3 protein-coding genes are annotated in these 7,374 nt (G+C 70.8%); 1 reads left to right on the top strand and 2 read right to left on the bottom strand.

Annotation, left to right across the window (positions count from 1 at the left end):
- Positions 1-122: 122 nt before the first annotated feature.
- The gene (gene treS, locus JS521_RS15905; RefSeq protein WP_205083642.1) at positions 123-1,829 is read right to left on the bottom strand and encodes a maltose alpha-D-glucosyltransferase; all 1,707 of its coding nucleotides are present in this window, start codon (positions 1,827-1,829) and stop codon (positions 123-125) included.
- Positions 1,826-3,844 (bottom strand): alpha-1,4-glucan--maltose-1-phosphate maltosyltransferase, encoded by a 2,019-nt coding sequence (locus JS521_RS15910; protein ID WP_205083643.1) that lies wholly within the window; start codon positions 3,842-3,844, stop codon positions 1,826-1,828. The genes treS and JS521_RS15910 overlap by 4 nt, the downstream gene beginning before the upstream one ends.
- A gap of 752 nt (positions 3,845-4,596) precedes the next feature.
- Here JS521_RS15910 and glgP point away from each other — a divergent pair.
- Positions 4,597-7,266, top strand: a complete 2,670-nt coding sequence (gene glgP, locus JS521_RS15915) for an alpha-glucan family phosphorylase (RefSeq protein WP_205083644.1) — start codon at positions 4,597-4,599, stop codon at positions 7,264-7,266.
- Positions 7,267-7,374: the final 108 nt, after the last annotated feature.

Raw genomic sequence — 7,374 nt, forward strand, 5'->3', positions numbered from 1 at the left:
GTTGGGGGGTGGCGCTGTGGTTGATTCCGTACCCCCCCCCCCTACCGTTGCGGGCGGGGGCTGCGCGTCCAGCGGCCCCGGGGGGGGCGGGCTCACCCCCCCCCCCACGGAGCGATGGCGTCTCAGGCCGGCGGCGCGTCCTTGCGCAGCCGGAACCAGTAGAAGCCGTGTCCCGCAAGGGTCAGCAGGTAGGGCCACTGACCGATGGCCGGGAAGCGTACCCCGCCGATCAATTCCACCGGATGACGTCCGGCGAACGATCGGAGGTCCAGCTCCGTCGGCTGCGCGAACCGCGAGAAGTTGTGCACGCACAGGACGAGGTCGTCCCCGTACTCGCGGGTGAACGCCAGCACCGCCGGGTTGGAGGAAGGGAGTTCGGTGTACTCGCCGAGCCCGAAGGCCGGATTCTGCTTCCGGATCTCGATCATCCGGCGGGTCCAGTGCAGCAGCGAGGACGGCGAGGCCATCGACGCTTCCACGTTGGTGACCTGGTAGCCGTAGACCGGGTCCATGATCGTGGGGAGGTAGAGCCGCCCCGGATCGCTGGAGGAGAACCCGGCGTTGCGGTCGGGCGTCCACTGCATCGGGGTGCGCACCGCGTCCCGGTCGCCCAGCCAGATGTTGTCGCCCATCCCGATCTCGTCCCCGTAGTAGAGGATCGGGGATCCGGGCAGTGACAGCAGCAGCGCGGTGAACAGTTCGATCTGGTTGCGGTCGTTGTCCAGCAGCGGGGCGAGCCGCCGGCGGATGCCGATGTTGGCCCGCATCCGTGGGTCCTTGGCGTACTCCGCGTACATGTAGTCGCGCTCTTCGTCCGTGACCATTTCGAGCGTGAGCTCGTCATGGTTGCGCAGGAAGATGCCCCACTGGCAGTTCTTCGGGATCTCCGGGGTCTTGGCCAGGATCTCGGAGACCGGGTAGCGGCTCTCGCGGCGCACCGCCATGAAGATCCGCGGCATCACCGGGAAGTGGAACGCCATGTGGCATTCGTCGCCGCCCTGCTCGTAGTCGCCGAAGTAGTCGACGACGTCCTCCGGCCACTGGTTGGCCTCGGCGAGGAGCACGGTGTCCGGGTAGTTGGCGTCGATCTCCTTGCGGACCCGCTTGAGGAAGTTGTGGGTCTCGGGGAGGTTCTCGCAGTTGGTGCCCTCGCGCTGGTAGAGGTAGGGCACCGCGTCGACCCGGAAGCCGTCGATGCCCAGGTCCAGCCAGAACCGCAGGGCCGCCAGGATCTCCTCCTGGACCGCCGGGTTCTCGTAGTTGAGGTCCGGCTGGTGGGAGAAGAAGCGGTGCCAGTAGTACTGCTTGCGCACCGGGTCGAAGGTCCAGTTGGACGTCTCGGTGTCGACGAAGATGATCCGGGCGTCCTGGAACTGCTTGTCGTCGTCGGCCCAGACGTAGTAGTCGCCGTACGGCCCGTCGGGGTCGGTGCGGGACTGCTGGAACCACTCGTGCTGATCGCTCGTGTGGTTCATGACGAAGTCGATGATGACGCGCATGCCCCGCTGGTGCGAGGCGTCCACGAACTCCACGAAGTCGGCGAGATCGCCGAACTCCGGCAGCACGGCGGTGTAGTCGGAGACGTCGTAGCCCCCGTCGCGCAGCGGCGACTTGAAGAACGGCGGCAGCCAGAGGCAGTCGACGCCGAGCCACTGGAGGTAGTCCAGCTTGGCGGTGATGCCCTTGAGGTCGCCGATTCCGTCGCCGTTGGAGTCCTGGAAGGACCGGACGAGCACCTCGTAGAAGACGGCTCGCTTGAACCAGTCGGGATCGCGGTCCTTGGCGGGAGTGTCCTCGAACGTGTCGGGAACAGGCTCATTGACGATCATGGTGTGGGTGACCCTCCGGTCGGCGGGGACGGTCGCAGGACCGCGATGTGCGCGGGCGTGATGCCCGGCTCTAGGCGCACGTAGAAGTTCCTGCCCCAGTGATAGGTGTCGCCGGTGAGCTCGTCGCGCACCGGTACGCGCTCGTGCCAGGAAAGGCCGAGCCGCTCCATGTCCAACGAGACCGTGGCCTCCTGGGTGTGGTGCGGGTCGAGGTTCACGACCACCAGAACGGTGTTCGGTCCGGAATGCTTGCTGTAGACGATCAGCGCTTCGTTGTCGCTGTGGTGGAAGTGGACGTCGCGCAGCTGCCGCAGAGCGGGGTGACGCCGCCGGATCCGGTTCAGCGAGGTGATCAGGGGGGTGAGCGTGCGGCCCTCGCGTTCCGCCGACTCCCAGGCCCTCGGGCGCAGTTCGTACTTCTCCGAGTGCAGGTACTCCTCACTCCCCGGCTTGGCCGGAGTGTTCTCGCACAGCTCGAACCCCGCGTACACACCCCAGGAAGGAGCCAGCGTCGCGGCCAGCACCGCCCGCGCCTCGAAGGCCGGGCGGCCGCCCTCCTGGAGGTAGCCGGGAAGGATGTCGGGGGTGTTCACGAAGAAGTTGGGCCGCATGTACGAGGCGGCCTCGCCGGCCAGCTCCGTGACGTACTCGGTCAGTTCCTGCTTGGTGTTGCGCCAGGTGAAGTACGTGTACGACTGCTGGAAGCCGACCGCGCCGAGCGTGTGCATCATCGCCGGGCGGGTGAACGCCTCCGCCAGGAAGATGACATCGGGGTCGGTGCCGTTGATCTCGGCGATGACCTTCTCCCAGAACACCACCGGCTTGGTGTGCGGGTTGTCGACCCGGAAGATACGCACGCCGTGGTCCATCCAGAAGCGCAGAACGCGTACGGTCTCCGCCACCAGACCGCGCATGTCCTTGTCGAAGGCGATCGGATAGATGTCCTGGTACTTCTTCGGCGGGTTCTCGGCGTACGCGATCGAACCGTCCTGGCGGTGGTGGAACCAGTCCGGGTGCTCCTTGACCCACGGGTGGTCCGGCGAGCACTGGAGCGCGAAGTCCAGCGCGATCTCCATCCGGAGGTTGCGGGCCACCTCCACGAAGTGGTCGAAGTCCTCCAGCGTCCCCAGCTCCGGGTGGACCGCGTCGTGCCCGCCGTCCGGCGAACCGATCGCCCACGGCACGCCCGGATCGTGCTCCCCGGGCGTCAGCGTGTTGTTCGGGCCCTTGCGGTGCGTGGTCCCGATCGGGTGGATCGGCGGCAGGTACACCACGTCGAACCCCATCGCGGCGACCGCGGGCAGCCGCTCGGCCGCCGTTCGGAAGGTCCCGCTGACCAGCCGGGTCGGTGCGTCCGGCGAGGTGTCCGCCGGGTCCACCGGCACCTCCCGCGCCCCCTCCGAGCGCGGGAACAGCTCGTACCACGACCCGAACAGCGCCCGCTCGCGCTCCACCCGCACCGCCAGCGGCTTGGAGCGGGTGACCAGTTCACGCAGCGGATAGCGGGCGAGTACGGCGTCGGCGGCCGGGGTCAGCGCCGCGGCCAGCCGGGCGGCCGCCGGGTGCGCGGTGTCGCGCAGCGCGTCCACCGCGGCCAGCACCGCCTCGCGGCCGTGCTTCTTCGGTACGCCCGCGGCGGCCCGCTCCAGCAGCGCCGCGCCCTCGGCCAGCACCAGGTCCGTGTCGATGCCCGCCGGGATCTTGATCGCGGCGTGGTGCCGCCAGGTGCTGACCGGATCGCTCCAGGCCTCCACCGTGTACGTCCAGCGGCCCTCGGAATCCGGCGTGATCTCGGCCCCCCACCGGTCCGTGCCCTGCGCCAGCTCGCGCATCGGGGTCCACGGCCCGACCCGTCCGCTCGGATCGCGCAGTACGACATTGGCGGCCACCGCGTCATGGCCTTCGCGGAAGACGGTGGCGGTGACCTGGAAGGTCTCACCGACGACGGCCTTCGCCGCCCGTCTGCCGCAGTCGACGAGAGGACGGACGTCCAGGACGGGAATACGACCGATCATGGAATCACCTGAGGGCTGGAGGAGCTCGGCGTGCACGGGGGACGGCACGGACGCGGAGGACCGACCGCGTGTGCCGCGAAGACGGGGATCTGTCCTTTGTAACTGCTCAGCAGTCTGCTGACGGGCTGTGGGCATGGCCGCTCCTGTCCGCGTTCACTCGAATGGCACTCGAATGGGTGGGTCGCGGGGGTTTCGCGCATGTTTCGGGATGCACGGAGAACGAGTGCGGGCCGGGGTCGTGCGGTGTACCGGGGAAGCCTTCCCCGCGTCGGAGGGTGGGAAATCCGGCGCCGTGTTAACTACTCGGTCGTAACGGGCCGCTCGGGCCCCGCCGCACGCGGCGCGTACGCCCCGACCGGCGCAGGAGTCCCGAAGCGCCCCCTACGGGTTTCCGGATACCCGTTCTGCGGCGCCACACGGCAGCCTTCCCTGTGGCAGGGAGGTCCACAAGGCTGCGTACGGGGGGAAACCGGCCAAACCGCCAGGTGGAAGAAGTGACGGGAGATCACTGGCGGGGCGGATGGGGCGCCCGTGGAACACCCGTGGAGTGTCGGGGGAACGTTCGTGGAACGCCTGCGGGCGGTCGGTGCGGCTGCGGCGGGGAGGCGCGCGGCGGCCGGACCCGGACCCGGTGAGCCGTCCGCGCGCCGTGGCAGCCCGCCACGGACGGCCGCTACCGTCAGGGGTGACGGAAGGGACGCACACCGTGGTGCGTCCGCTCGGATGCGCAAGTCCCCTGTAAAGGTGGAGCAGTGAAGGCCATTCGTCGATTCACCGTGCGTCCTGTCCTCCCCGAACCCCTCCGACCCCTCCACGACCTCGCGCGCAACCTGCGCTGGTCGTGGCACACCGAGACCCGCGAGCTCTTCCGGTCCGCCGACCCCGAGGGCTGGCGGCCCGCGGACGCCGACCCCGTACGCCTGCTCGGTTCGCTGTCCGCCGGGCGGCTGACCGAACTGGCCGGGGACGCGGAGTACCTCGGCCGCCTCGCCGCGGCCTCCGCCGATCTGGCGGAATATCTGGACGGCCCCCGCTGGTATCAGGAACAGCGGGCCGCCGGAGCCGAACTCCCCTCCGCCATCGCCTACTTCTCACCCGAATTCGGTGTCACCGCCGCCCTGCCCCAGTACAGCGGCGGCCTCGGCATCCTGGCCGGCGACCACCTCAAGGCCGCCAGCGACCTGGGCGTCCCGCTCATCGGCGTCGGCCTGCTCTACCGCCACGGCTACTTCCGCCAGACCCTCTCCCGCGAGGGCTGGCAGCAGGAGCACTATCCCGTCCTCGACCCCAACGAACTCCCGCTCGACCTGGTCCGCGAGGCGGACGGCACCCCCGCCCGGGTCGTCCTCGCCCTGCCCGGCGGACGCTCGCTGCACGCCTGTATCTGGCTGGCCCGGGTCGGCCGCGTGCCGCTGCTCCTCCTCGACTCCGACGTCGAGGAGAACGCCCCCGGCGAACGCGACGTCACCGACCGGCTCTACGGCGGCGGCAGTGACCACCGCCTCCTCCAGGAGATGCTGCTCGGCATCGGCGGCGTGCGCGCCGTACGCACCTGGTGCCGGCTCACCGGCACCCCGGAGCCGGAGGTGTTCCACACCAACGAGGGCCACGCCGGGTTCCTCGGCCTGGAGCGCATCCGTGAACTGGCCGCCGAGGGGCTCGACTTCGACGCCGCGCTCGAGGTGGTCCGGGCCGGGACCGTCTTCACCACCCACACCCCGGTCCCCGCCGGCATAGACCGTTTCGACCGGGGGCTCGTCGCCCGCCACTTCGGCGACGAGGGCGAACTGTCCGGCGTACCCGTCGAGAAGATTCTGCCGCTCGGTACCGAGACCTACCCCGGCGGCGAGCCGGAGCTGTTCAACATGGCGGTGATGGGCCTCAGGCTCGCCCAGCGCGCCAACGGCGTCTCCACCCTGCACGGGGCGGTCAGCCGGGAGATGTTCTCCGGGCTCTGGCCGGGCTTCGACCCCGCCGAGGTGCCGATCACCTCCGTCACCAACGGCGTCCACGCCCCGACCTGGGTCGCCCCCGAGGTGTTCCGGCTCGGCGCGGGCCAGGTCGGCGAGGGCCGCGCCCACCAGGTGCTGGCCGGCGGCCCGGTGGCCGACGAGGCATCCGCGCAGACCGGCACCCCCCGCCGCTGGGACGCGGTGACCGGCATCGGCGACCAGGAGATCTGGGACCTGCGCCGGGACCTGCGCGGCCAGCTCGTCACCGAGGTCCGCCGCCGCCTCTACGCCTCCTGGCGCAGGCGCGGCGCGGGCACCGCCGAGCTGGGCTGGATCGACGGCGTCCTCGACCCGGACATCCTGACCATCGGCTTCGCCCGCCGCGTCCCCTCGTACAAGCGGCTGACGCTGATGCTGCGCGACCGCGACCGGCTCCGTTCCCTGCTGCTGCACCCGACGCACCCGATCCAGATCGTCGTCGCGGGCAAGGCCCACCCGGCCGACGACGGCGGCAAGCGTCTGGTCCAGGAGCTGGTGCGGTTCGCGGACGACCCGCGCGTGCGCCACCGCATCGTGTTCCTCCCGGACTACGGCATGGGCATGGCGCAGAAGCTCTACCCGGGCTGCGACGTCTGGCTCAACAACCCGCTGCGCCCGCTGGAGGCCTGCGGCACGAGCGGGATGAAGGCGGCGCTCAACGGCTGCCTCAACCTGTCGGTGCGCGACGGCTGGTGGGACGAGTGGTTCGACCCGGACTTCGGCTGGGAGATCCCCACCGCCGACGGCTCCGCGGTCGACGAGGACCGCCGGGACGAGCTGGAGTCGAACGCGCTGTACGCCCTGATCGAGGACCGGGTGGCGCCGCGCTTCTACGACCGGGGCGCCGGCGACCTGCCCGACCGCTGGATCGAGATGGTCCGCTCCACCCTGGTGAACCTGGGCCCGAAGGTGCTGGCGGGGCGGATGGTGCGCGAGTACGTGGAGCGCCTGTACGCCCCCGCCGCCCAGGCCCGCCGGGCACTGGAGCCCGCGGTGGCACAGGACCTCGCCGCGTGGAAGGCCAAGGTCCGGGCGGCCTGGCGCGGGGTCTCCGTCGACCACGTGGAGACGGTCACCGGGGACGCCGCAGGCGGTTCGGCGGAGCTGGGGGCCACCCTGGCGCTGCGGGTGCGGATCGCGCTCGGCGGCCTGGAGCCGGACGACGTCGAGGTCCAGGTGGTCGCGGGCCGGGTCGACTCCGGCGATGCCATCGCGGACGCCCAGACCTTCCCGCTGAAGCCGGCGGGCGGTCAGGACCTGGAGGACCGCTGGCTGTACGAGGGCCCGCTCACCCCGGACCGGACGGGACCGTACGGCTACACCGTGCGCGTCCTGCCCGCCCACCGGCTGCTGGCCACCAGTGCCGAACTGGGACTGGTTGCCCTGCCGACCGAGGCGACGGGGGAGGGCGGGGGCGTGCTGATGCGCTGAGCGCGCGTCATGACGGACCCGGGGGGCGGGGGGGCCCCGGGGGGGGGGGGGCCCCCCCCCGGGCCCGGGGGGGGGGGGGGGGGGGAAGATTGAACAGCAACCCTAACG

The organism is Streptomyces durocortorensis (assembly GCF_016901035.1).
GTDB lineage: Bacteria > Actinomycetota > Actinomycetes > Streptomycetales > Streptomycetaceae > Streptomyces > Streptomyces durocortorensis.

Coding starts and splice junctions, on each gene's coding strand:
- treS (WP_205083642.1), bottom strand. CDS start 1,829: ATGATCGTCAATGAGCCTGTTCCCGACACGTTCGAGGACACTCCCGCC.
- JS521_RS15910 (WP_205083643.1), bottom strand. CDS start 3,844: ATGATCGGTCGTATTCCCGTCCTGGACGTCCGTCCTCTCGTCGACTGC.